Source organism: Onishia taeanensis (genome assembly GCF_013349955.1).
In the GTDB taxonomy this organism is placed as follows: domain Bacteria; phylum Pseudomonadota; class Gammaproteobacteria; order Pseudomonadales; family Halomonadaceae; genus Onishia; species Onishia taeanensis_B.
On sequence record NZ_JABVXC010000019.1, the window covers coordinates 1 to 25,013 of the forward strand.

24 protein-coding genes are annotated in these 25,013 nt (G+C 63.4%); 14 read left to right on the forward strand and 10 right to left on the reverse strand.

All coding sequences use genetic code 11. The features are described 5' to 3' along the window. Window positions 1-865 precede the first annotated feature (865 nt). Together HUS66_RS16315 and HUS66_RS16320 are read left to right on the forward strand one after the other, a co-directional pair. A complete protein-coding gene (locus HUS66_RS16315; RefSeq protein ID WP_175072257.1) occupies window positions 866-1,324 on the forward strand; it encodes a MarR family winged helix-turn-helix transcriptional regulator in 459 nt (152 codons plus the stop codon). Between the two features lie 82 nt (window positions 1,325-1,406). After that, the gene (locus HUS66_RS16320) at window positions 1,407-1,835 is read left to right on the forward strand and encodes an organic hydroperoxide resistance protein (RefSeq protein WP_175072258.1); all 429 of its coding nucleotides are present in this window, start codon (window positions 1,407-1,409) and stop codon (window positions 1,833-1,835) included. Window positions 1,836-1,964: 129 nt separating this feature from the next. Here HUS66_RS16320 and HUS66_RS16325 read toward each other — a convergent pair whose 3' ends face one another. Next, window positions 1,965-3,170, reverse strand: coding sequence for an MFS transporter (locus HUS66_RS16325; protein WP_175072259.1), 1,206 nt, complete (start codon window positions 3,168-3,170; stop codon window positions 1,965-1,967). A gap of 35 nt (window positions 3,171-3,205) precedes the next feature. Next, window positions 3,206-4,393 carry an MFS transporter gene (locus HUS66_RS16330; protein ID WP_175072260.1) on the reverse strand — a complete coding sequence of 396 codons (1,188 nt, stop codon included), beginning with the start codon at window positions 4,391-4,393 and terminating at the stop codon, window positions 3,206-3,208. 157 nt (window positions 4,394-4,550) lie between these two features. On the opposite strand from HUS66_RS16330, the gene gmk reads away from it, so the two are divergent. The 5 genes from gmk (at window position 4,551) to HUS66_RS16355 (ending at window position 9,079) form a co-directional block, all read left to right on the forward strand. Then, the gene (gmk, locus tag HUS66_RS16335; protein WP_175072261.1) at window positions 4,551-5,183 is read left to right on the forward strand and encodes a guanylate kinase; all 633 of its coding nucleotides are present in this window, start codon (window positions 4,551-4,553) and stop codon (window positions 5,181-5,183) included. 82 nt (window positions 5,184-5,265) lie between these two features. Continuing rightward, window positions 5,266-5,517: a DNA-directed RNA polymerase subunit omega gene (rpoZ, locus tag HUS66_RS16340; protein WP_092525152.1), complete on the forward strand. Its 252-nt coding sequence runs from the start codon at window positions 5,266-5,268 to the stop codon at window positions 5,515-5,517. A 64-nt stretch (window positions 5,518-5,581) separates the two neighbouring features. Continuing rightward, on the forward strand, window positions 5,582-7,723 hold the full coding sequence (locus HUS66_RS16345) for a RelA/SpoT family protein (RefSeq protein WP_175072262.1): 2,142 nt from the start codon (window positions 5,582-5,584) through the stop codon (window positions 7,721-7,723). Between the two features lie 86 nt (window positions 7,724-7,809). Continuing rightward, window positions 7,810-8,199 carry a RidA family protein gene (locus tag HUS66_RS16350; RefSeq protein ID WP_175072263.1) on the forward strand — a complete coding sequence of 130 codons (390 nt, stop codon included), beginning with the start codon at window positions 7,810-7,812 and terminating at the stop codon, window positions 8,197-8,199. A 340-nt stretch (window positions 8,200-8,539) separates the two neighbouring features. Then, on the forward strand, window positions 8,540-9,079 hold the full coding sequence (locus HUS66_RS16355) for an acyloxyacyl hydrolase (RefSeq protein ID WP_175072264.1): 540 nt from the start codon (window positions 8,540-8,542) through the stop codon (window positions 9,077-9,079). Window positions 9,080-9,089: 10 nt separating this feature from the next. Here the strand turns inward: HUS66_RS16355 and HUS66_RS16360 are convergent, their stop codons facing one another. Continuing rightward, window positions 9,090-9,965 carry an SDR family oxidoreductase gene (locus HUS66_RS16360; RefSeq protein WP_175072265.1) on the reverse strand — a complete coding sequence of 292 codons (876 nt, stop codon included), beginning with the start codon at window positions 9,963-9,965 and terminating at the stop codon, window positions 9,090-9,092. A 78-nt stretch (window positions 9,966-10,043) separates the two neighbouring features. Between HUS66_RS16360 and HUS66_RS16365 the strand changes: the two genes are divergently transcribed. Then, entirely contained in the window at window positions 10,044-10,964 is a 921-nt protein-coding gene (locus HUS66_RS16365; RefSeq protein ID WP_175072266.1) for a LysR substrate-binding domain-containing protein, read from the forward strand. Next, window positions 10,961-13,042 carry an ATP-dependent DNA helicase RecG gene (gene recG, locus HUS66_RS16370; protein WP_175072267.1) on the forward strand — a complete coding sequence of 694 codons (2,082 nt, stop codon included), beginning with the start codon at window positions 10,961-10,963 and terminating at the stop codon, window positions 13,040-13,042. Before HUS66_RS16365 ends, recG begins: the two co-directional genes overlap by 4 nt. 51 nt (window positions 13,043-13,093) lie before the next feature. On the opposite strand, the gene yccS is transcribed toward recG, so the two are convergent. The 4 genes from yccS to HUS66_RS16390 form a co-directional block, all read right to left on the reverse strand. Continuing rightward, window positions 13,094-15,316 (reverse strand): YccS family putative transporter, encoded by a 2,223-nt coding sequence (gene yccS, locus HUS66_RS16375; RefSeq protein ID WP_175072286.1) that lies wholly within the window; start codon window positions 15,314-15,316, stop codon window positions 13,094-13,096. Window positions 15,317-15,615: 299 nt separating this feature from the next. Further along, window positions 15,616-15,972 carry a hypothetical protein gene (locus tag HUS66_RS16380; RefSeq protein ID WP_175072268.1) on the reverse strand — a complete coding sequence of 119 codons (357 nt, stop codon included), beginning with the start codon at window positions 15,970-15,972 and terminating at the stop codon, window positions 15,616-15,618. Window positions 15,973-16,061: 89 nt separating this feature from the next. Continuing rightward, complete coding sequence (locus tag HUS66_RS16385; protein ID WP_092525168.1) at window positions 16,062-16,337, reverse strand: HU family DNA-binding protein; 276 nt, start codon at window positions 16,335-16,337, stop codon at window positions 16,062-16,064. A gap of 149 nt (window positions 16,338-16,486) precedes the next feature. Further along, window positions 16,487-17,647: an FAD-dependent oxidoreductase gene (locus HUS66_RS16390; RefSeq protein ID WP_175072269.1), complete on the reverse strand. Its 1,161-nt coding sequence runs from the start codon at window positions 17,645-17,647 to the stop codon at window positions 16,487-16,489. A 74-nt stretch (window positions 17,648-17,721) separates the two neighbouring features. On the opposite strand from HUS66_RS16390, the gene HUS66_RS16395 reads away from it, so the two are divergent. The 4 genes from HUS66_RS16395 to phoR all read left to right on the forward strand — a co-directional run bounded on the left by HUS66_RS16395 (window position 17,722) and on the right by phoR (window position 21,535). Beyond that, entirely contained in the window at window positions 17,722-18,291 is a 570-nt protein-coding gene (locus HUS66_RS16395) for a chorismate--pyruvate lyase family protein (RefSeq protein WP_425340092.1), read from the forward strand. 155 nt (window positions 18,292-18,446) lie between these two features. Then, the gene (gene ubiA / locus HUS66_RS16400) at window positions 18,447-19,331 is read left to right on the forward strand and encodes a 4-hydroxybenzoate octaprenyltransferase (protein ID WP_175072270.1); all 885 of its coding nucleotides are present in this window, start codon (window positions 18,447-18,449) and stop codon (window positions 19,329-19,331) included. A 202-nt stretch (window positions 19,332-19,533) separates the two neighbouring features. Beyond that, window positions 19,534-20,223 carry a phosphate regulon transcriptional regulator PhoB gene (gene phoB, locus HUS66_RS16405; RefSeq protein WP_175072271.1) on the forward strand — a complete coding sequence of 230 codons (690 nt, stop codon included), beginning with the start codon at window positions 19,534-19,536 and terminating at the stop codon, window positions 20,221-20,223. 7 nt (window positions 20,224-20,230) lie between these two features. Continuing rightward, the gene (gene phoR / locus HUS66_RS16410) at window positions 20,231-21,535 is read left to right on the forward strand and encodes a phosphate regulon sensor histidine kinase PhoR (protein ID WP_175072272.1); all 1,305 of its coding nucleotides are present in this window, start codon (window positions 20,231-20,233) and stop codon (window positions 21,533-21,535) included. Between the two features lie 41 nt (window positions 21,536-21,576). Here phoR and cysZ read toward each other — a convergent pair whose 3' ends face one another. Then, on the reverse strand, window positions 21,577-22,323 hold the full coding sequence (cysZ, locus tag HUS66_RS16415; protein ID WP_175072273.1) for a sulfate transporter CysZ: 747 nt from the start codon (window positions 22,321-22,323) through the stop codon (window positions 21,577-21,579). A 119-nt stretch (window positions 22,324-22,442) separates the two neighbouring features. After that, a complete protein-coding gene (gene phoU / locus HUS66_RS16420; RefSeq protein ID WP_175072274.1) occupies window positions 22,443-23,171 on the reverse strand; it encodes a phosphate signaling complex protein PhoU in 729 nt (242 codons plus the stop codon). A 297-nt stretch (window positions 23,172-23,468) separates the two neighbouring features. On the opposite strand from phoU, the gene HUS66_RS16425 reads away from it, so the two are divergent. Then, window positions 23,469-23,876 (forward strand): acyl-CoA thioesterase, encoded by a 408-nt coding sequence (locus HUS66_RS16425; protein WP_175072275.1) that lies wholly within the window; start codon window positions 23,469-23,471, stop codon window positions 23,874-23,876. A gap of 36 nt (window positions 23,877-23,912) precedes the next feature. Here the strand turns inward: HUS66_RS16425 and HUS66_RS16430 are convergent, their stop codons facing one another. Then, window positions 23,913-25,013, reverse strand: coding sequence for a TRAP transporter substrate-binding protein (locus HUS66_RS16430; RefSeq protein ID WP_175072276.1), 1,101 nt, complete (start codon window positions 25,011-25,013; stop codon window positions 23,913-23,915).

Below are 25,013 nucleotides of genomic sequence, written 5' to 3' on the forward strand. Positions count from 1 at the left end.
AGCGAACTGATGGCGAAGTACCATGAAGCTCCGTCATCGATTCATTGACCGTGTTGCACTCAGAAGCTGCATCCGCCCACACTCAAGGAAGCTATCACTAGCATCCAGAATATTACCCTTGACATCAAAGGTGATACAGGGCGTATTGGACTTGATGGCTTCTATAAGCTTTTTGTCCACTTTTCGTCCGATCATGCGTTTGCAGCTCCCAGCGTGATGATTGACCATACGATCAAACAATGATTTTTCTTGCTACGAAATATTCTTAAAAATCTATTAACCGTCGCTTATGGTTTCCGCACACCTCTGGCCGGATACCAAAGGCCCAGACTACGCCGACAAAGCAACTTTCATGTTGTGACCATCGCTTTAGGGTCCACGCTCGGCCCCTGCCAGCGACAAGACGTTCCGCTACAGCAATGTCGATGTCTTGTAGACCTACCCGTGATGCGTAGCCCGACCACACACGAAAAGTGGCAAGCACGAGGCTCTCTCGTGGCATGTTCTTGGCCTGAGCGTTTGACATAGCGCTTGGCATAAGTAACTGGCATGGAAAAACCTGTAAAATCAACACCATAGACCGTTTTTAACAACAAACAGGGCTCTTGCGTATAGCGATGGAGCTTGGGTAGTGCCGTCTCATATCATCGGTTTTTGATCCTTGACCACCGCCCGGCATCTTGCACATTCCAGTATCGACGGGAGCCTGCCATAACTTGCTGACTCGACATAACATATTGTTACGCAATGCTTGTCCAAGCTTTTCTGTTACCCTTCTCAGTAAAGCGGATCGACAGCACTTTACGTCAAGCTCGAAGCTATAGCTTGCAAAACAATCGCACACTACCTAAATTGAGCCATGGACATGACTGATCACGCCGTCGACGACGACAGCCTGCTGACACTCGATAACCAGCTTTGTTTCGCGCTGTATTCGACTCAGTTGGCGATGAACAAGCTCTATCGGCGGCTGCTCAACGAACTTGGCCTGACCTACCCGCAGTACTTGGTCATGCTAGTGCTTTGGCAGCACAACCAGCAGTTGTCGGTGTCGAAGATTGGTGAGCACCTGGGCCTCGACTCAGCGACCCTGACGCCATTGCTCAAGCGGCTTGAGGCGCACGGTCTGGTCAAGCGCCAGCGTTCAAGCGAGGATGAGCGCCGCGTCGATGTCAGCCTCAGTGCGGCAGGCGAAGCGCTTAAAGGCCGCGCTCGCGGCGTGCCCAAGGCGGCCATCTGTGCTACTCACTGCGAACCGCAGGAACTGGGCCGGTTGCGCGATGAGCTCAATGACCTGCGCAAGAAGCTGGATGCCAACGGCTAAGTTTTTTTGTCCATTTAAGTAGTGCACTATTGAATAGCAAACCACCTTCCTCTGTGAAGGTCTCACTATCTGGAGAATATCCATGTCGATCGAAAAGGTTCTATACCGCGCTGAAGCCACCACGACCGGCGGCCGTGACGGCTCCTCCCAGACACCTGATGGCGCCCTGTCGGTGTCATTGAGCACACCGAAAGAACTCGGTGGCGCTGGCGGCAACGGCACTAACCCCGAACAACTGTTCGCCGCCGGTTATTCCGCCTGTTTCATCGGCGCCATGAAGCACGTCGCCAGTCAACAGCAGGTCAAGCTGCCCGAGGCGACTCAGGTAGTAGGCCAGGTCGGCATCGGCCAGATTCCCACCGGCTTCGGCATTGAGGTCGCCCTCAATGTCTCGCTGCCGGGCATGGATCAGGCTGCAGCCCAGTCACTGGTCGATGCGGCCCACCAGGTTTGCCCCTACTCCAACGCTACCCGCGGCAACATCGATGTGACCCTCAACGTCGAGGTCTGACCGAGGCCAGTCCGTGCAGTGATGCTTATCCGACGGACTGTCTATAGAAAGCAGCACACGATGTCACACAATAGCGCCGGGCCAATCGCCCGGCGTTGTTGGTTCAGGAAGGTGGAGGTTATGGGCGGTTTAGCCCTGCGCCTTGCGGTGCCTCATCCACAAAAGGCTCGCCAGCGAGGTGGCCGCCAGCAGTGCGACACCGCCGGCAAATGCCATGCCCGCGGGTGCCAGGCCAAAGGCACGGACCGCAAGCCCGATGCCCACTACCGGGATCGAGAGGGCGATATAAGCCACGATGAAGAAGGTGGCAGCCACCCCGCCGCGCTGACCGGCAGGGCTTGCCTGCACGACGGCCCCCAGGCCCGCGCGAAAGGCCATTCCCTGGCCAATGCCCGCCACCAGGGCGCCGGACAGAAAGAACGTAAGCGAGGCGAGCCCAATGCCAATGCCGACCAGCGCGGCGCCGAGAATCACTCCGGCGCAGCCTAGTGGCAGCCGCCAGGATGGAGAGCAACGCTCCTGCAGAAACTGGCCAAGGGTCGAGGCGAAGAACACTGAGCCCGCGGTAAGCCCGCTGAGCGCTAGGTTGTCATAGCCAAGCACGCCGATCATGAAGGCCGGTGCCGTAGCAGTGAAAAACCCCAGCAGGGCAAAACCGGCGAAGCCGGCGATCGCCGCGGGCAGGAAGATATCGCGAACCTCCTCCGGCACCTGTAGCCGCTGTAGCGTGAGCGTCGGCCGCGCCGGACGGGTCACGGTCTCCGGCGCCTTGAGCACCGCCAGCGCCGCCAGGACGGCCAGCAGAAGGTGCACCCCGTAGGCCAGGCGTAGCGGCCAGGGCTGGTATTCCACCAGTAAGCCGGCAACGATTGGCCCCAGCCCCAGGCCGCCCATGTTGACGGCCGTCGCCAGGAAGGCCGCCCGCTTAGGCCAGGTCGCCGGCGCCAGCTCCATTACCGCCACGGTGGCCGTCGCCGTGAAGATGCCGGCCGACACTCCCGAGATGAAGCGGCCGACCAATAGGCTTGAAAGGCCATCGCTGGACAGGAAAATCAAATCACTGATGGCCGCCGCCGCCAGACCGGCGCCCAGCATTGGGCGACGCCCGAGCTGATCCGACCAGCGCCCGGTCGCCACCAGCGCCCCCATCACACCCAGCGCATAGACGGCGAAGATCACCGTGATGGTCAGCTGCGAGAAATCAAAGCGCGCCTGATAGACCGGGTACAGAGGCGTGGGCAGGGTGGTACCCAACATGGTGATCAGAAACGCAAGCGCCACACCCAGGAAAGGCAGCGCCGATGCCTGGGCGCGGCTATTGCCAGCAGTCGTCATGGTCTCTCCTTGTAATGACAAGCGTCGCCATCAAATCAGGCCGGCACCTGAGCCGCGCGCTCCCGCGCCAGGGCAACAAGGAAGATCACTAGACCGCCCAGCGCCATGACCATACCCACCAGCCCGGTCGCCGACCATCCCAGCCCCACCGTGACCGCCAGGCCCCCCAGCCAAGCGCCGAGACCATTGGCGATGTTGAAGGCGGCGTGGTTGAGGGTCGCGGCCATGGTCTGGGCATCGCCGGCAACGTCCATCAGGCGAGTCTGCAACGGCGGTACCAGGGCACCGCAGGTACCCACCAGACCCACAAACAGCATGCCGCTCCAGATCTGATCGGCAGCCAGGAAGAAGCCCAGCTGACAGAGCGCGGCCCAGATCAGGGCTCCGCCGATGGCCAGACGCTGGTTGGCGTCGGCCAGCCGCCCGCCGACCAGGTTGCCGATCACCGAGCCCACCCCAAAGGTCGCCAGGACCAACGGGCCTAGCGCCTCGGGCATGCCCGCCTGATGGGTCAGGGTCGGCATCGCATAGCTGAATACGCTGAACATGCCGGCGAAGCCGACGCAGGCGACGGCCAGGGTATAGAGCACGCGTGGCTTGGTGATGGCCGATAGCTCCGAGCGCAGCGACGCGCCCTCATTCGCCGGCTGCACCGGCACCCACAGTCGCACCAGCAGCGCCGTGGCAAGCCCCAGCGCACCCACCATCACGAAGGCGGCCTTCCAGCCCAAGAGGCCACCTATCCAGGTCGCCAGCGGCGCCCCGGCCAGTATCGCCAGGGTCAGCCCCACCAGCACCCGGCCGACGGCACGGCCCCGTTCGTGGGGCTCGGCAACATTAGCGGCCACCAGCGCCGCCACCCCCAGGTAGACCCCGTGTGGCAAGCCGGCAAAGAAGCGCAGGGCAACGAATCCATAGAAGGAAGGCGCCAGCAGGGTCAGCAGGTTACTGGCGGCGAACATTACCATCAGGCCGATCAGCAGCCGACGACGGGGAATGCGTGCGCCGATCGCCGAGATCAAGGGCGCACCGACCACCACCCCAAAGGCATAAGCGCTGATCGCCAGCCCCACGTCTTGGACCGCGATGCCATAATCGGTGGCGATACGCTGCATCAGGCCCATGATCACGAATTCGGTTGTGCCGATGGCGAAGCCCCCAAGTGCCAGGGCCATCTCGGCCAAGCGGGGGTTAGAAGATGAACGAGTTGCTTCCGTAGTCATGTCACGCTCCCTGAAACAGTGATGACGCAACCGTCAGGCGGCGCGAAATTAGCAGGCTATTATCCCAGAGGCCGACACGGTATGCGATAATCATGACTTTATTGTGAGACGGATTGCGGGCGCCCCGATCCGTCATTGGCGCGGCAAAGGTTTCTTCATGTCTCAAGGCACTCTCTACATCGTTTCCGCTCCCTCCGGAGCCGGCAAGACCAGCCTGGTCAAGGCCCTGCTCGAGCACCTGGACGGCATCGGCGTCTCGGTCTCGCATACCACCCGCGAGAAACGCCCGGGTGAGGTGGATGGCGTCAACTACCACTTCGTCGACCGTGAGCGCTTCGAGGAGATGATCGAGCGCGGGGAGTTCTTCGAACACGCCCGCGTCTTCGATAACTACTACGGCACCTCGCGCCCGGCGGTGGAAGCCCGCCTGGCAGCCGGTGAAGACGTGATCCTGGAAATCGACTGGCAGGGCGCCCGTCAGGTCCGCGCCCAGATGCCCGAGGCCGAATCCGTGTTCATCCTGCCGCCGTCCCGGGCCGCGCTGCGCGCACGGCTTGCCGGCCGCGGCACCGATGACGAATCAATCATCGAGCGTCGCATGCGCGACGCCATCAGCGAGATGTCGCACTTCGACGAATATGCCCACGTGATCATCAACGACGACTTCGCCACTGCCCTTGCCGAGCTCGAAGCGCTGGTGCGCGGTCAGCGTACCCGGCTTGCCCGGGTACGCGAGCGCCAGGGCCTACTGCTGGCGTCGCTCTTGTCACAGGACGAAGGGCTACAGTAGACTGCACGGTCCCGCAGCGTGCCCGTCGGCGGGGCCTTCGAACGATTTATCTTTCCCATCCCTCGAACTCAGGTACCTGATCATGGCGCGAGTCACCGTCGAAGATTGTCTGGAACACGTCGAAAACCGTTTCAAGCTGGTGATGATCTCCACCCAGCGTGCGCGTCAGCTGGCCCGCGGCTCCCGCGATGCCCTGCTGCCCTGGGAAAACGACAAGCCCACGGTCATGGCGCTGCGTGAGATCGCCGCCGAGAAGATCGACGAAAACGTGCTCAACGAGCCTATCGAGGCGCCGGTACGCCCCCGCCGCGAGCCCGAAATGGGCGAGGAATGACGCAACCGCGCTGAATTCTGATATCGTCGACCTTTCCTTTGCGTTCAGGGTATAGGCGTGCTGCATGTTCACCATCGATGACCTGGCCGACCGCCTAGGCGGCTATCTTCCTTCGGAGGAAATCCGCCAGGTCAAGCGCGCCTTTTACTACGCCGAACAGGCTCATGACGGCCAGCGCCGCCGTTCAGGTGAGCCCTATGTGACCCATCCGCTGGCGGTCGCCAACATCCTTGCCAATATGCATATGGACCATCAGGCGCTGATGGCAGCCATGCTGCATGACGTGATCGAGGATACCGGCGTCTCCAAGAAGGCCCTCGCCGCGCAGTTTGGCGAACCGGTAGCGGAGCTGGTCGACGGTGTCTCGAAGCTCACCCAGATCACCTTCGAAGACAAGGCCGTCGCCCAGGCCGAAAATTTCCAGAAGATGGTGTTGGCGATGTCTCGGGATATCCGGGTGATCATCGTCAAGCTCGCCGACCGCCTGCACAACATGCGCACCCTGGGAGCCCTGCGCCCGGACAAGAAGCGCCGCATCGCCCGCGAAACCCTCGAAATCTACGCCCGCATCGCCGGCCGGCTCGGTATCAACACCATTCGCGTCGAGCTCGAGGACCTGTCCTTCCAGGCCCTGCACCCAATGCGCGCCGAGCGCATCAAGCGCGCAGTGGGCAAGGCCCGTGGCAGCCGTCGCACCACCATCCGTCAGGTCCAGTCGAGCCTGCAGAAATGCCTCGACGACGACGGCCTGTCGGGCACCGTGGTCGGGCGCCAAAAGCATTTGCTGTCGATCTATCGCAAGATGCGCGACCAGCGTAAGCCGTTCGCCGAGATCATGGACGTGTTCGGGTTTCGCATCATCACCGACGATGTCGACAGCTGCTATCGCATCCTGGGTGCGGTACACAATCTCTACAAGCCGGTGCCTGGGCGCTTCAAGGATTACATCGCCATCCCCAAGGCCAACGGCTATCAGAGCCTGCATACCACCCTGTTCGGCACCGGCGGCATGCCCATCGAAGTGCAGATCCGCACCCGCGAGATGGAGGCCATGGCCAACAACGGCATCGCCGCCCACTGGCTTTACAAGGCCGGCCAGACCGAGCGGCCAATCGCCGCCGGCAGCCACGCCCGGGCGCGGGAATGGGTGCGCGGCCTGCTCGAAATGCAGCGCCAGGCGGGCAACTCGCTGGAGTTCATCGAGCACGTCAAGAATGACCTCTTCCCCGACGATATCTACGTGTTCACGCCCAAGGGCGACATCATGGAACTGCCTCAGGGCGCCACGGTGATCGACTTCGCCTACAGCGTGCATACCGATATCGGTAACAGCTGCATTGCCTGTCGCATCGACCGCCACCTGGCGCCGCTGTCGAGCCGGCTGGAGAGCGGCCAGACTCTCGAGATCATCACCGCGCCCGGGGCCCGGCCCAACACCGCTTGGCTATCGTTCGTGATGACCGCCAAGGCACGCTCGGCGATCCGCCATGCGCTCAAGCACCAGCAGCACACCGAATCCGTTCAGCTCGGCCATCGTCTGCTCAACAAGGCGCTTGCCGATTACGAGCTCAGCCTCGAGGAGTTGCCCCAGGACGCTCTGCCGTCTCTGCTCGGGGAGCTCTCGCTCAAGCGCAGCGATGAGCTGCTGGAGTCGATTGGCCTGGGTAATCGCATGGCCCACGCCGTCGCCCACCGGCTCGCCAACAGGCTGCCCGACGCCAAGCCGGCAAGTGGCGGTGATATCGGCTCCGGCAATGCCGAAGGCTCGATCGTCATCAGCGGTGCCGATGGCATGGTCATCAACTTCGCCCGTTGCTGCCATCCGTTACCCGGCGACCCTGTGATCGGCCACCTTTCGGCAGGCAAGGGCATCGTCGTACACCGCACCGAATGCCGCAATCTGGTGGAGTTGAGGAGCGACCCGGACAAGCTCTTCAGCCTCTCCTGGTCGGATAACATTCAGGAAGATTTTCCGGTGGCGCTGCGTATCCACATGGAAAGCCGTCGCGGCCTAGTCGCCGAGCTGGCGAGCCTAGTGACCGACGCCGATGCCAATATCGAGCGTATCGGCATCGAGGAACGCGATGCCCGACTATCGATCGTCAACCTGACCCTGTCGGTCCATGACCGCGTTCACCTGGCGAGCATCATGAAGCGGATCCGCAACCTGTCCCACGTCGACAAGATCACCCGCGTACGCAATTGACACCATTGCTTTGCCCCCGCTCGATGAGCTCGGGCGGGGATATTCGTCGTTTTATTTCACGCCACAATCACAACAGGAGCATCGCTATGAGCAACAAGGCCGTCATCAACACCGAGAAGGCACCGGCAGCCATCGGCCCCTACTCTCAGGCCATCAAGGCGGGCAACACCGTCTATATCTCCGGCCAGATCCCGCTGGACCCGGCCACCATGGAGCTGGTCTCCGACGACTTCGAGACACAGGCCCGCCAGGTTTTCAAGAACCTGTCTGCGGTCTGCGAGGAAGCCGCCGGCTCGCTGCAGGACATCGTCAAGATCAACCTTTATCTGGTCGATCTCGACAACTTCGCGATCGTGAACCGGGTGATGGAAGAGTTCTTCGCGACTCCTTACCCGGCCCGCGCCGCCGTCGGCATCAAGGCCCTGCCCAAGGGCAGCCAGTTCGAAGCCGAGGCCGTCATGGTGATCGGCGACTGATCCGATGGCGAACGCTATCGTCTGTTCCTCGCGCTGAGGCTAGAACGGCTAGGCGCGGGGGACTGTCGGCCGGCCTTTTTATCCGGTCCTGACGCTTACCCCCTTACCAGCGATAGACCGTCCCCCAGGCAAGCCTTTTGCTGCTTCGTTCCATCCTCCCTCATGCCATCCTAGTTCGCCTTACCACGTCTCTTATCTCCGGGCGCTCATCCCAGCGTTATCCCCCACTGGCGCTATAATCAGCTAATACTCATCGAGTTCGAGATCACCGACGATGGGCCACGCTTCGAAAGCCTGGCGACGTCACTTGGCGAGTAGCGGGTTTCCAGGAGGGGCAGCCATGCAGGAAAACAAGCGAAGCAAGGTGAGACAATGGCGAGGGGCAGTGGTCGCCCTCATGCTAGGGTGGAGCTCGCTCGAGGCACACGCCTGGTCGCTGGAGCCCGGTCTGGAAGGCGGCATCAGCAGTGAGAATAGCCCAACGCTGACGCTTGGCCTGCACCACGGCGTCACTTCCCTGCCCTGGCTGTCTAGCGAGTGGCAAGCGTGGTCGCTACAGTTATCCGGGCGCTTGCTCTTGCTGCCCGGGCGCAACAGCGAGAAATCGAATGCCGCACTGATTCTGGCCCCTGCGCTGCGCTACACCTTTTCCGGCGGCACTTTCATTGAGGGGGGTGTCGGCGCGGCGATCTTTCTCAAGGCCGAGCTGCGCGACAGCGAGTTTGGCACTGCCGGCCAATTCGAGGACCGATTGGCGATCGGCAGGCCCTGGGGGCCAGGCGCGCTTCAATTGGCCCTCGCCCACTACTCGAATGCCAGTATCCAACCGCCCAACGACGGGCTGGAGGTGCTATCACTGGGCTATCGCTGGCGGCTGTAACGCCTCAACCCTAGCGGGAGGCCTCGGGTAGGAAGCCGCCGGCCTCGAGGACCTGAGCATAGCCCTCACGGTAGCTCGGGTAGCGGAAAACATAGCCGGAGGCCAGTAGGCGAGCGTTATTGCAGCGCTTGCTGGCCCGGCGGCGCAGCGGCGACTGGATGACCTGGGTGGACTCGACCTTGAGCTTGGTGGCCAACCAGGTCATCACCTCGTGCAATGGCGCCGGCTCGCAGTCGCTAGCAAGGTAGAGCGGCTCCACCGGCGCATCATCCAGCACGCGCTGGATCAGGTGCTCAAGCACCCCAGCACAGTCGTCGCGGTGAATGCGGTTGGAATACATGGGAGGATTGGCGGCGGCGATGCGCCCCTCGCCGGCCTGGCGGATCAGCCGGTCACGCCCCGGCCCGTAGATGCCCGAGAAACGCACCACGGTGCCCGGCAACTCATGCGCCATCAGCGCCTCTTCGGCCTCCTGCATCAGTTGGCCGGAAAAACCGCTGGGGTCGATGGGGCTATCCTCATCGACCTGCTCGCCTTCGCGCTGCGCATAGACGCTGGTGGAGGAGACAAAGAACACGTGACGCGGCGGCGTCTCACGACCGGCGAACTCGGCGAGCACCGCCTTGAGACCGGCCGGATAGGCGGCGCGATAGGCGTCTTCCTCGAAGCGGTCGGCGCTCAGCACATAGACTAGGGTGTCGGCATCGGGCAGTTCGGCCACCGCGCCCTCGGCGTGAATGTCGAGAGACAGCGGTTCGATGCCGCTGCCCTCGAGCGTCGCGGCCTTGCGGCGCACGCCCACCACCCGCTGACCGGCCTCGGTGAGACGCTTGCCAAGGGTCGTGCCGATGTCGCCACAGCCAATAATCAGTGTCGTCTTCTTCACCTTTGCCCTGCCCCTTGATAAAAAGTAGCTATCAGAACCATCCTGTTCATTTACTGCGAGAACGCAGCCAGGCATCACATGACTCTAACAGAACTCCGCTACATCGTAACCTTGGCACAGGAGCGCCACTTCGGGCGTGCCGCCGAGCGCTGCTTCGTTTCCCAGCCGACCCTATCGGTGGCGGTCAAAAAGCTCGAGGAAGAGCTAGGGGTGGCGCTGTTCGAGCGCTCCAAATCGACGGTACAGGTCACGCCCCTGGGCGAGCAGATCATCGAGCAGGCCCAACGGGTGCTCGAGCAGTCGAGCGTCATCCGCGAGCTGGCCAACGCCGGCAAGGACCAGCTGGCGAGCCCGCTGCGCATCGGCGCCATCTATACCATCGGGCCCTACCTGTTTCCCTATCTGATCCCGGAGCTGACCCGCACCGCACCGCAGATGTCGCTGTACATAGAGGAGGGCTTTACCGCCGACCTGCGGCGCAAGCTGAGAAGCGGCGAGCTCGATGCGATCATCGTCGCGCTGCCCTTCACCGAAACCGATGTGCTGACCAAGCCAATCTACGATGAGGAGTTCGAGGTGCTGATGCCCGCCGATCACCCCTGGAGCTCGCGGGACAGCATCGCCAAGGAAGACCTGCTTCAGGAACGTCTGCTGCTGCTCGGCGAGGGGCACTGTTTCCGCGACCAGATTCTCGAAGCCTGCCCGGCCATCAGCGCCAAGCTCAACAGCCCCAACAACACCCTGACCGCCGAGGGCGGCTCGCTGGAAACCATTCGTCATATGGTGGCCTCGAAGCTCGGCATCACGGTGCTGCCCCATTCGGCGATCGGCACCGGCCACTATGAAGCCGGCGTGCTCACGGCAAGGCCTTTCTCCAGCGACGTGCCCTCGCGCACCGTGGCCATCGCTTGGCGGGCGAGCTTCCCGCGGCCCAAGGCCATCGACACCCTTACCGAGGCCATCCGGCGCTGCCGGGCCCGTCAGCTCGAGACCTCATGAGCGAGCTGACCCAGGACGTCAGTGCCCTCAAGGGGGTCGGCGAGGCGCTGGCCGGCAAGCTTGGCCGGCTGGGCGTCGCGAGCATCGCCGACCTGCTGTTCCACCTGCCGCTGCGCTACCAGGACCGTACCCGGGTGACGCCGATCGGCACCCTGCGCGCCGGGCACGAGGCGGTGGTGCAAGGGGAGGTCGCGGCCTGCGACGTGATCAAGGGGCGCCGGCGCAGCTTGCTGGTGCGCCTCACCGATGGGTCCGGCATCCTAAGCCTGCGCTTCTTCCACTTCTCCCCAGCGCAGCAACAGCAGTTCCAGCCCGGTACCCGGGTCCACGCCTTCGGCGAAGCCCGGGCCGGCGCCACCGGGCTCGAGATCTATCACCCGGAATATCGCCTGATCAAGGCCGGTGAGACGGTGGTCGACGAGCACCTGACCCCGCTCTACCCCACCACCGAGGGCCTCAACCAGGCCCGTCTGCGCGGGCTGATCGATCAGGCCATGCGCCTGCTTCACGAAGCGCCGGCAGCGCTGCCGGACTGGATCCCCACCGGCCTGCGCGAGCGCTTCCAACTGCCCGAACTGCATGCGGCACTCGATTACCTGCACCACCCGCCCCCCGAGGCTGACCTGGAGCAGCTCAAGGCGGGCACCCACCCGACCCAACGCCGTCTGGCACTGGAGGAGCTGCTGGCCCATCAGCTCAGCCTGCGAGTGGTGCGCCAGCGTATTCAGGCCGATGGTGCTCCGCCGCTGCCCTCTGGCCGCAGCCTCCAGGCACGCTTCGTCTCGAAACTGCCGTTTTCGCTGACCGGTGCCCAGCGCCGGGTGCTCGACGAGATCGGTCGGGATATCGAGCGCGCGGTGCCGATGCTGCGCCTGGTGCAGGGCGATGTGGGCTCGGGCAAGACGGTGGTCGCGGCGATGGCGGCGCTCACCGCCATCGCCGGTGGCTGTCAGGTGGCCATGATGGCGCCCACCGAGCTGCTCGCCGAACAGCACTACCGCACCTTCAAGGAATGGTTCGAACCGCTGGGCATCGAGGTGGCCTGGCTCGCCGGCAAGCTCAAGGGCAAGGCGCGGCTCGACACCAAGGCGGCACTGGCCGACGGCCGCGTGCAGCTGGTGGTGGGCACCCATGCGCTCTTTCAGGCCGACGTTCACTTTCAGTGCCTGGGGCTTGCCATCATCGACGAGCAGCACCGCTTCGGCGTTCACCAGCGCCTGGCGCTGCGCGAGAAGGGCGAGGCCGCGGGCCTGACGCCCCATCAGTTGGTGATGACGGCCACCCCGATCCCGCGCACCCTGGCAATGAGCGCCTATGCCGACCTGGACGTCTCGGTGATCGACGAGCTACCGCCGGGGCGCACCCCGGTGCAGACCGTGGCGGTGCCCGACGAACGCCGCCCCGAGGTGGTCACGCGTATCGAACGCGCCTGCGCCGAGGGCCGCCAGGCCTACTGGGTCTGCACCCTGATCGAGGAATCCGAGGCCCTGCAGTGCCAGGCCGCCGAGGCCACCCACGAGAGCCTCACCGAGGCGTTGCCGGGGCTCGCCATCGGCCTGGTGCACGGGCGCATGAAGGCCGGCGAGAAGGCCGAGGTGATGGCGGCCTTCAAGGACGGTGAGCTGGACCTCTTGATCGCCACCACGGTGATCGAGGTCGGCGTTGACGTGCCCAACGCCAGTCTGATGATCATCGAGAATCCTGAGCGCCTCGGGCTCTCGCAGCTGCATCAGCTGCGCGGCCGGGTCGGGCGCGGTGCTACCGAGAGCTTCTGCGTGCTGCTCTACCACCCGCCGCTGTCGGCCCATTCACGGGAGCGGCTCGGGGTGATGCGCGAGACCACCGACGGCTTTCGCATCGCCGAGAAGGACCTTGAGCTGCGCGGGCCCGGCGAGGTGCTGGGTACACGTCAGACGGGGCTTGCGGCAATGAAGATTGCCGATCTGGAACGCGACCGTGACCTGCTCGAGCGGGTCGGCCCACTGGCCAGGGCCTTGCTCGAGGAGTCACCGGCCTCCAGCGCGCCCTTGATTCGGCGCTGGCTGGGTGAAGAAGCGGGGCGCTACGGCCAAGTCTGAGCCGAATCAGTCTGAGCCAAATCAGTCTGAAACGACCCAGTCTGGGCCGAGTCAGGCCTGACCGGCGTATGACGCATCGCTCGACTCATCGCTGGGATGGGTCAGCACCCGCTCTGCCGCCTCGCTCATCGGCACGAGTTGTCGTGCGATATGCAAAAGCTGAGTCTGGATCACACGACGGGCGTCATCGCTGTCATCCTGCGCCATGGTGGGCTCTTGCTCGAAGTGCATTACCAGCGCGCGTTGTTCATCCTTGAAGTCCGGGATCTGCTGACGCGACATCAGGCTGGCGGCAATCGTCTCGAAGCCGTCGGCTACGCGGCGCGCCGCCGCATACATAGCCGCGTCGTCCTCGCTCGCCGCCAGGGTGCCGCGGTGAGCCCCCAGGGCAGAGAGATAACCCAGCAGCGTATGTGAGACGACCAGAAAGCGAAAACCGTCGTCGGCATCCTTCTTACGATAATGCCCCGGTTCCTGCAGCATGTTGGCGAGCACCGTAGAGAGCGCGGCATCCGCGTTGTGAGCGTTGCGTCGCGCCAAGCGGTAGGCGAGGTCATCCTGCTTGCCGGTCTCATATTGATGGATGATCTCGCGCAGATAATCGCTGTTGCGCGATAGTGCCGTCGCCGCCACCTTGTTGAGCCGGCGCCCCTGCCAATCGGGCAAGATCAAGAAGACCGCCAGGCCCGAGATCAGGCCGCCGATCAGCGTATCGACAAGACGCGGCAGGATAAGATCGAAGCCATCGCCGACCTGATTGAAGCTGGTCAGTACCAGGATGGTGATGGCGACGGTGGCAATGACATAGTGTTTTTCGCGATTGGCGAAGAAGACGACACCGGCGACGACCGAGAGCAGGCACTGTACGAGGGCGCTAGGAAAGAGGCTGATCGACGCCCAGCCCAGGCACAGCCCGATCATGGTGCCCTGAATACGCTGGCGGAGAAAGCGCCGGGTGGCGCCGAAGTTAGGCCGACACACGAACAAGGTGGTCAGCAATATCCAGTAGCCCTGGGTGGGATGGATGAGATGTTGCACGCCATAGCCCGCCAGCAGGGCAAGCGAAAGGCGCAGCGCGTGACGAAAGGTCGGCGAACCGGGCGTCAGGTTGAGGCGAATCCGCTCCCAGGCATCCTTGACGCTACGCGGGGAACGATTGAACAGGCTCGAGTCTTTCTGATCGGCGCTGGCATCAGGGTTATAGGCGCTTGCCAACTGCTCCTCGAGGGTCGTCAGGTTGCGCCCGAGCGCCTGTAATGAGCGCAGCAGCGGCGCCCATTCGGGATGATCCAGGTCCTGCAGGTAGGCGATCGACGCGCGCAGGTCATCCAGTGCCTGCTCACTCGGACCGTGATCGAAGGGTTGGCGCAGCAGCAGCGCCTTGGATAGGCGCTTGCAGGCGCGCCCCTGCTGGTCAAGCAATCGCTGGCAGCGAAACAGCACGTCATAGTGGAAAAACGTCTCGGCGAGAGCCGAATAGGGATAGTGAGATGCGCTGACGCGCTCGTGGATGTCTTGGGCGATGAAATAAAGCCGCAGATAACGGTTGAGCTTACGGTTGCCGCGCTGACCCTCGAGGCGCCGAAAAATCATCTCCTTGGCCTGGTTAAGGGCCATCACCACGCGCCCGTTCTGTCGTGCCAACGCCAATCGACGGCCCTCGACATCCACCTCCCTGACCGGCTCGAAGAACGTCGCCTTGATCACCAGGTATTCGCCCAGCTCCCGGTATAGCTGCGCCATACTCTGCTTGACCGGCTGGCGCGAGAACAGCGCGCACCAAAGGACCGAAATCACGCCATACCAGGCGGCGCCGCCGACCAGCAGCATCGGCTGATACCAGAAGCTACCCTCGGTGGTCCCGCCGTGCTGCTCGATATTGATCATCGAGTAGACCGATAGAATCAACGTCGCCGTGGCGATCGTCGCGTAACGCTGCTCGATAGCGCCCAGCATGATCAGAGTGAACGCGGCGAGTGTCAGCCCGGTGGCGAACATCCAGGGCCAGGGAAAGAGCAGCTCCACCGCCACCGAGGCCACGAAAAAACAGGCCAGGGTGACCAGTAGCGCCCTGACGCGCCCCTCCCAGTTATCGTCGGTCTCCGCCAGCGCACTGGCGATGATGCCGAGAAACAGCGGAATGGCCAGCGCCATATGGTCCTGATACCAGCTCAGCGCCATGGCACCGCTCAAGGCGATGAAGACGCGGAAGCTGTAGGCAAATTTGTCGAGAGTCCACAGTCGACGCAGCGAATGAGAGAACGAATCGGAAATCTCAATAACTCCTGACAGGCAGCAATGATGGCGGTAGCAACGGCATGCGGATGACGGCGTGATCAGCCGACGACGAGGCGATAACGCCCAGCGCCCGAATGATTCGACTTTAGTATAACGCCATCTGACCGACTAACCACGCCCGGACTCCACGCTTCGCCCTATTCGCTGCCTCAGGTATCGCGCCCTGCATGGCAACTTGCATGGAAAAGAAAGACGCGAAGGTAGCAGGCGCGGCCGAGCATCTAGGCAGGGTGTCGACATGGCCTGCTATCGACGTGACGGGATATCGACGAGCTTTACAGGTGCTTGAACAGACGCTGCAGCTTGGCGAGATCGCCGCTGTCGCCGACCAGGCGAAGCTTGCCGGCCATCAGGCCTTCGCGGAAGACGCGAGGCGTTGGCTTGCGCAACACCTTGACGGCCGTGGCCGCATCCTCGAAGCGCAGCTCGAGATCAAGATCTATCGGCAGGCCGGACGCGGAGGTGATGGCGTCGGGACTCATTCGATAATGGCGGGCAATCGAGAGATCCTCGGTGCCGACCCCCCAGTCCAGATGCTTCAACTCGGACAGGGCTTCACGAAAGCGTGGCTTGCGACGCCGGGCGCGCTTGAGCATTACGCTCAACAGCCAGAGCATCAAACGAAGCGTCATGGGCATGCCTCAGGGAAGGAAGTTCATTCCACCGGCCGGGCTGCGACCGGTGGAGCGCGTCTCTCGGGACGCGCCGATGACCGCCACGCTTACTTGGTGACGGCGTCTTTCAGCGCCTTGCCGGGCTTGAACGCCACGGTCTTGCTGGCGGGGATGGTCAACGGCTGACCGGTCTGGGGATTCTTGCCAGTGCGGGCGGCACGCTCGCGAACGGTGAAAGAGCCGAAGCCGATCAGCGAGACATCCTGCCCCTTGGCGACACTGCCGGTGATTTCATCGAGGATAACGTTGAGTACTTGGCTGGCCTTGTCCTTGGATAGGTCGGCACGCTCGGCGATCGCCGAGGCCAGTTCTGGTTTGCGCATGTAGCCCTCCTGGTGTGCTGTTCAAGACGGCATCCGCCGCCTCAGATCGTTGTGAGGCCGGTTCCTGGTGGAGTCGCGGTGGTCGAGTCCAAGCCGGTGTTGGCCTAGATGCCGAGGTGATCGGAATCGCCACGCCGGCAGCAACCAACCTAGATTAGCAATGCTGGGGCGACTCGTGCCAGTTCGACTTTCCGACGCACGCAGGCGCCTGTCAACGCAAAACCAATCATACGCCCGTTTTCGTCCTCTGCCAGAGCGCTCCAGTCACGCCCTTCACCATCGATCCGCCAGTTGGCCGGCACCTGCCGCGGTGGCAGCGCGACCACTGGCAGCAGCGGTGTCTTGACCAGTATCGGCCAGGGACCGTAGGCCACCGGCGTCGGGGTACCGGTAAGGGTTGCCGCCAGCGCCTTGGCACCGGCCTGTAACGGCTGGACGTACATGGCGTTGATGCCATCGACGCAGGCCACGTCACCCAGCGCATGAATGCCTGGCTGTGACGTGGCCAGATAGCGGTCGGTATGCACGCCCTCGGGGCCCACGGCCAGGCCCGCCGCCTCGGCGAGCGCCGTGCGTGGCGCCAGGCCGGTGGCGACCAGCACCAGATCCGCCTCGAGTGCCCGGCCATCGTCGAGGGTCAGCGCCAACTGCCCGCCGTCCTCATCAAGCGCTGCCAGGGTGCGCCCCATTTCCAGCGCGATGCCGGCCTCTTGGAAGGCCTCCTTCAAGGCCGCTCCCAACGTCTCGGGCAGCAGCCGCGCCAGCGGCGTAGGCTCCGGGGCGATCAGCGTCACGCCATGGCCCCCGGCCACCAGGTCATTGGCGTACTCGCAGCCCACCAGACCGCTGCCAATGATCGCTACCCGCGCCGGGCGAGCGAGTGTCCCGAGTGCCGCGTGGAAGACGCGATAGTCGTCGAGATCGTTGATGGTGAAGACTCGCGTCGCCAGCCCGGGCGGGATCGAGAAGGGCGCCACCGGTGCCGCGCCGGTCGCCAGCACCAACTCGCCATAGGGTAGTGTCTCGCTGCCGATCTTGAGGCACTTCGTCAGCGGATCGATCGCCGTGACCCGCGTGTGGGTACGCACCACGGCGTCGAGGCTTTCGGCAAGCGAGAGCGCATCGCGACTGGCCAGCCGCGCAGGGGGCAGCCCTTTGGCGAAGCCGGTGGAAAGCATCGGCTTGGAGTAGTCGTCACCGCTGTCGGCCGTGATCAGGGTGATCGGCCGCGTGGCGTCACGGGCACGCACCTGGCGGGCCAACTGAATACCGGCCATGCCGGTGCCGAGGATAGTCAAGGGTGCAGTCATGGCGCTCCCGACGAGCAATAACGTGAACGCCGCATGGTACACTATGCGCCCCGATATTGGCCTGGAGGCGCCCGGTGCGCGATCGCCCGACATCTCCCTCTCTGAACACCGCCTGGCTGAATACCCCCTGGCGCCGCTGGTATCCCGCCGCCGTAGCACGGCCGGCGATGAGCCATGGCTGGTGGGCCTGGGTCGCTAGCCGCGACTCGCTGACGGCGAGGCTGATCGCCGCCGCCGACGGTCGTCCCTTTCGGGTGCGCCTGCTGGACCAGCGCATCGGCCGCCCCGGGAACGACGAAGCTCAGGCACTAGGGCTCAAACCCCGAGAGCGCGCCTGGCTGCGCGAGGTGGCGCTGTGTATCGATGATCGACCCTGGGTGGTGGCTCGCTCGGTGGTGCCGCTCGCCAGGCTCCACGGCCAGCGCCTGGATCGCCTCGGCGAGCGCTCGCTGGGCCACTGGCTGTTCCGTCAACCGGACCTGGAGCGGGGGCCGATTGAGGTCACTCGAGCCACAGCAGGCTTCCATTGCAGCCACGGCCCCTGGGGACGACGTTCGATGTTTCGTCACGGTCGCTTCGCGGTGCTGGTCCAGGAGTTCTTCCTCGATACCATGGCCGCTGAACTGCGCCTGCCGCCATGCTGATTCGCCGTTGTGCCTACACCATCACGCCCGGCCGTGGCGTAAGATAAGCCGTGGCTTGAAATCAGCCGGCGCGCTAAAAGAGTGCCCTGGCGCCGGGGCCATGGGCTTGGTGACAGGGCCCGGAGAGACAACCCAGAGACAACCTGGAGACCGAGATGGATCACGTCGAGCGCCCCCGTGGCCTGGCCCGCCTGCCCGACTTTCTGGCACTGATGCGCCTCAATCGCCCCATCGGCACCTGGCTATTGATGTGGCCGACGCTGTGGGCGCTGTGGCTCGCCGCCGAGGGCCTGCCCACCCGCCAGCTGCTGCTGATCTTCATCGCCGGGGTCTACCTGATGCGGGCCGCGGGCTGTGTGGTCAACGACTACGCGGACCGCCACCTGGATGGTCACGTCAAGCGCACCAAGGCGCGGCCGCTGGCTACCGGGCGCATTGCGGAGCGCGAAGCCAAGGCGCTGTTCGCGGTCCTGGTCGCCGCCTCCTTCGTGTTGGTGTGTTTCACCAACGGTCTGACCGTGCTGCTATCGGTGGCCGCCGTTGCCCTGGCGGCGGTTTATCCGTTCATGAAGCGCTATACGCATCTGCCTCAGGTCGTGCTGGGGGCGGCCTTCTCGATGGCCATTCCGATGGCCTTCTCGGCCGTGACCGGCGCGGTGCCGCCGGAGGCCTGGCTCTTGTTCGCCGCCAACCTGTGCTGGACCGTCGCCTATGATACGCAATACGCGATGGTCGACCGCGACGATGACTTGAAGATCGGCATCAAGTCTACGGCGGTGCTATTCGGACGCGCCGATATCCTGATGATCGTCCTGCTGCAACTCTCGACCCTTGGGTTGCTGGGGCTGGTCGGTGCCCGCCTGGTATTGGGCGGCTTCTTCTGGCTGGGGCTTGGCACCATGGCGGCGATCTTCATATATCAGTTCACACTGATCCGTGGCCGCGACCGGGATCGTTGCTTCCAGGCCTTCCTCAACAATCACTGGGCGGGGCTGGTGCTTTTCGCAGGCCTGGCCCTGTCACTGTGGCCGGCCCCCTGAATCAACGGCTGGGCGAGAGGTGCTCTCCCTGAAGCCGGGGCCAAGCAAGGACGAGGGTAAAAAAGGGCGGATGCTCCGGGTCATAGCCCATGACCAGGGCCCTTGGTAAGAGTCTGTTGTCATGGCAATGTCATATTAGCGTGGTGGAATCGTCATCATCTTGTCATTGTCCTTGTCTTTGTAAGGCCAGGAGGCCAGCCAGATGAGCACCAAGACCGTCCTGATCGTCGATGACGAAGCCTCTATCCGCGAGATGATCGCCATCGCCCTGGAGATGGCCGACTATCAGGTCCTCGAGGCCGACAACGCCCAGACAGCGCATGCCATGGTCGTCGACCATCAACCCGATCTGCTGGTACTCGACTGGATGATGCCGGGCATCAGCGGTATCGAGTTGGCCCGCCGCCTGAAGCGCGACGAGGCCACCGCCGAACTGCCGATCATCCTGCTCACCGCCAAGGGTGAAGAAGACAACAAGATTCAGGGGCTCGAAGCCGGGGCAGATGACTATATTACCAAGCCCTTCTCGCCTCGCGAGCTGGTGGCCCGGCTCAAGGCGGTACTGCGCCGCGCCACACCCAAGGGCGTTGAACAGGCGGTCGAGGTCGAAGGCCTGATACTTGATCCGGCCAGCCATCGCGTCAGCACCCACGGCGCTCCGCTGGATATCGGCCCTACCGAGTATCGCCTGCTACAGTTTTTCATGACCCACCAGGAGCGCGCCTATACGCGCAGCCAACTGCTCGACCAGGTGTGGGGCGGCAACGTCTATGTCGAGGAACGCACCGTCGATGTGCACATCCGCCGCCTGCGCAAGGCCCTGGGCGAGGCACATCAGCACCTGATTCAGACCGTGCGCGGCACGGGCTACCGCTTCTCTGCCAAGGGCTGAGCGAGCTATGAATCTCTGGTCCCTGGAATTCTGGCGCCTGGCATGGCTGGCCGGCGTTATGACTCTGGCGGGCCTGATCCTGGACGCTCCAGGTCTGGGTCTGGCACTGGGCTTCGGGATCTACCTGGTCTTCCATCTGCGCCAACTGCACGCCCTGTATCGCTGGCTGACCCAGTCCCGTCACCGCGACCCACCCGAGGCCAGCGGGATCTGGGGAGAGATCTTTGATCGCCTGCACCATCATCAGAAGGCGCAAGCCAAGACCCAGCGACGCCTGCGCAACACCCTGCAACGCATTCAAGATTCCTCGGAAGCGATGAGCGACAGCGTGGTGATGCTAGACCGCCGTGGCGACCTGGAATGGTGGAACAGCGCCGCCGAAACCATGCTGGGGCTGAAAACCCATCAGGATCGGGGCCAGCACATCACCAACCTGATCCGCGCCCCGCGCTTCGTTGAGTACTTCGACAAGCGGGCCTACCAGGAGCCACTGACGCTGACCTCGCCGATCGACGATCGCCGTGTCCTACAGTTCCAGTTGACGCTGTATGGCGACGACGAGCGTCTGCTGATGGCCCGCGACATCACTCGCCTGCATCGCCTGGAGCAGATGCGCCGCGACTTCGTGGCCAACGTCTCCCATGAGCTGCGCACCCCGCTGACGGTGCTGACCGGCTACCTGGAGACCTATGCCGATCATGCCGAGCTGATGCCACCGCGCCTGTCCCGCAGCCTCTCGCAGATGCAGGACCAGGCCAAGCGCATGCAGAACCTGGTCGATGACCTGCTGATGCTGTCGCGTCTGGAGATCGATCAGCCCAATGCGGACAGCGAGCGAGTCTCCGTGCCGCCCCTGCTGGAAGCGATAAAGCACGACGCCGAATCCCTGTCGGGTGGCCGTCACCAGATCAGCCTCAACATCGAGTCGAATCAAGCACTGCGCGGCGACCCCAAGGAGCTGCGCAGCGCCATCTCCAACCTGGCCTTCAACGCCGTACGCTATAGCGGCGAAGGCTGTCATATCATCCTGCGCTGGCGCGACCACCCGGCGGGCGCCGCTTTGGAAATCGAGGACGACGGCGAAGGCATCGACCCGGTGCATATCCCACGCCTCACCGAGCGCTTCTACCGGGTCGACAAGGGCCGCAGCACGGCCACCGGCGGCACCGGCCTGGGCCTGGCCATCGTCAAGCACGTACTGCTGCGCCACGACGCCCGCCTGGAAATTTCCTCCTACCCCGATCAAGGGGCGGTGTTTCGGTGCGTGTTCCCCAGCAAGCGCCTGGTCGAGGATCAAGCGGCCCACGCCTGACGCCTGGGCACAAGCAAACCCAGGCACGCCGGGTCACCAACTCAGCGACGTGTCGCTACCGCCGCTTCTGAAGCGCCAAGATCGCGATAGTGGCGATCCCACATCAGCACCGAACCTGCCACGGCGCCGGGCAGCAGAAAGAGGTTGGCCAGCGGAATCCAGGTCAGCAGCGTGACCCAGCCACCGAAGGTCAGGGTCGGCCACCAGCGACGGCGCAGCCGACGGCGCATATCGGCGAAGCTAACAGCGTTATTGTCCATCGGGTAGTCGAGATAAGTGATGGCCATCACCCAGGCCGAGAACAGCAACCACAGCGGCGGCGCCAGCAGGTTGGCCACCGGCACCCAGCTCAGCACGAACAACAGCGCCATGCGCGGCAGAATATAGGCGAGCTTGACCAGCTCGCGGCCTAGAGCATCGACGCCGGTGCGCACCAGGCCACGCTCGTCCTGCGGAGAGCGGCCCGTCTGCTGCACCTCGACCTTGGCCGCCAGAAAGCCATAGAAGGGGGCGGCGATCAGGTGCGTGACCAGGGTGAAGCTGAAGAACACCACCAGCACCAGGGTCACCACGAAAAGCGGCCAGATCAACCACTCGAGCCAATCAAGCCAGCCCGGTACCATCGTCATCCAGCCATCCAGCCAGCCGCCAAAATGACTCAGCACGAACTGAAGCCCGGCGACATAGACCACCAGGTTGACCAGCATCGGCACAAATACATAGCGTCTCAGGCCCGGGCTGAAGACCAGCCGGGTGCCTCGGGTCAGCGCCGTCAGGGCGTTGAGCATTCTCTCGCCACTCCTTGTCTCGATCTACAGATCACTAGACGCGTACGTCATAGATAAAACAACGCCGCCGCAGGAAGCGGCGGCGGTTTGGCTGCTTGATGCCGCCGAGGCGGCTATCGTCACTTGCTCTTTTTGAGCGCTTCCTCGTCAAGATCGTCCGGATTGATATGGCGGATGTCCAGCCCCTTGACCAGATAGATGACGTACTCGGCCAGATTATTGGCATGATCGCCGATGCGTTCCAGAGCACGCAGCACCCACATCACGCTCAGCACCGAGGTGATGGAGCGAGGATCTTCCATCATGAAGGTCATCAGCGAGCGCATCGCGGTGGTGTACTCGCTGTCGACGGCCTCGTCCTCGTGGACCACCTTGAGCGCCAGGTCGATATCGAAGCGGGCAAAACTGGTCAGCGAATCGCGCACCATGTGGCGTACGCGCTCGCTGATATGGCGCACCTCGACGAAGCCCTTCTTGCCATTGTCGGACTCGGTCAGCGCCAGGGCGTTGCGGGCGATCTTGGTGGCCTCGTCACCGATCCTCTCAAGATCGGACACGGCACGGGTGACCGCCAGCACCAGGCGCAGGTCCGAAGCCGCCGGCTGACGCCGCGCCAGCACCCGTGTGCATTCCTCATCGATCTTGATCTGCATGTCGTTGACAGTCTGGTCCTGCTCCGAGACCTGCCTTGCCAGGCTCGAGTCACCCTCGAGCAGAGCGCTGACGGCATCCTGAACCTGTTTCTCGACCAGGCCACCCATGGCCATCAAGTGATTCTTGAGATCTTCGAGCTCATGATTGAACTGGCGGGAAATATGCTGGCTGTGGGTATCGCTGGTGATATCCATGGTGACACTCCTTGAGGACGCGCGGCATATCCTTGCGCCCAATGTCGAATGCTTGATCCGCGCGAGCCGCGGTACTGAAAGCCCTGTCACTGGCGAATGCGTCAGGGTGTCATTGCGTGCCTTGGGAGTATGACGCAAACAGGTTGCAATACAGTGACGGTGATCCCCCTGGCACTGGGTGGTGACGCCTGGGGCCGGCGTATATGATGACAGCATCGGCCGCGTCCAGCGCGGGCCACCCTTTTGTCTTCATGTTACTACACCTTTGACAACAGCAAGCCCACTGGAAACGCCGCTATGACAGATATCGATGACGTTCCCGCGCCTCAGGGCCAACTGACCCTAAAACTGCTCGCCACCCGTCAGGACACCAACCTCTATGGCGACATTCCCGGCGGCTGGCTGGTCAGCCACATGGACCAGGCCGCCGAGCTGGCCGCGGGGCGCATCGCCCACGGCCGCACCGCCACAGTGGCCATCGAGACCATGGACTTCCTGTGCCCGGTGCGCGAGGGCTCGGTGGTCAATATCTTCACTGAACTGCGTGAAATCGGCCGCAGCTCGATCAAGATCAATGTCGAGGTATGGAGCCGACCGCCCCACGAGCGCAATCCCGATGAGCTTCACAAGGTGACCGAGGCACGCTTCGTGATGGTGGCGATGGATGACAACGGCCGTATACGCGCGGTGCCCGACGGCCGTTGATCCACGACAGCGGCATTGATCGACAGCGCCACTTGATCAGCCGCTGACCAGCTCCCGCGTCTTCAGATAGGCAAACTCGCCGACATCACTGAACGGCCGCACCAGCGACTGGAAGTCGCGGTAAGACTCGAGGATCTTGCGGGAGTCTTCATCGGACTCGGTCTGTTTCGCCAGCACCTCCTGTGATGAGGCATAGAGCGCCTTGATCACCTCGTCGGGGAATTGGCGCAGCTTGACGTCATGATCCTCGACCAGCGTTTTCAGCGCCTCGGCATTACGCAGCGTGAACTCGTCGATCATCGCCAGATTGGCGGAGCGTGCCGCTTCCCTGACCACCACCTTGAGATCATCCGGCAGCGCCTGCCAGGCATCCAGGTTGACGGTGCCCTCGAGAATCGCACTGGGCTCGTTCCAGGCCGATGTGTAGTAGTAGTCGGCGACCTGATGCAGGCCGAAGGCCAGATCGTTGTAAGGCCCCACCCAGTCTGCGGCATCCAATACACCGGTCTGCATCGAGGTGAAGATCTCGCTACCCGGCATGTTGAGCGTGGTCACGCCGATGCCGTTCATGGCCTCGCCGGCAAGCCCCGGCAGGCGCAGCTTGAGCCCCTGCATGTCCTCGAGCGAATTGATTTCGCGCTTGAACCAGCCCGCCATCTGGGTGCCGGTGTTGCCTACGGCGAAGGGCTTGAGATTGTACTTGGCATAGAGCGCATCCCAGAGTGCCTGCCCTTCCCCCTGATACAGCCAGGAGTTGGTTTCCTGGGCGGTCATGCCGAAGGGCACGGCGGTGAACATCTGTGCCGCCGGCACCTTGCCACGCCAGTAGTAGGAGGCCGAGTGACCCATCTGGGCGGTGCCCGACGAGACCGCATCGAACACTTCCAGCGCCGGCACCAGCTCGCCGGCCCCATAGACGTCGACACGCATGCGTCCGCCGGACAGCTCGCCGATACGCTTGGCGAAGTCGTTGGCGCCGGTCCCCAGGGCCGGGAAGTTCTTCGGCCAGGAGGTGACCATTTTCCAGGTAATGGTCTCTTCAGCGCGAGCGGTAGAGACGAAAGGCGCCGCGGCAATGCCGGCAGCGCCGGCGCCCAGGGCGGTAAGGAAGTGACGGCGATGAAGGGGGCGTGACAT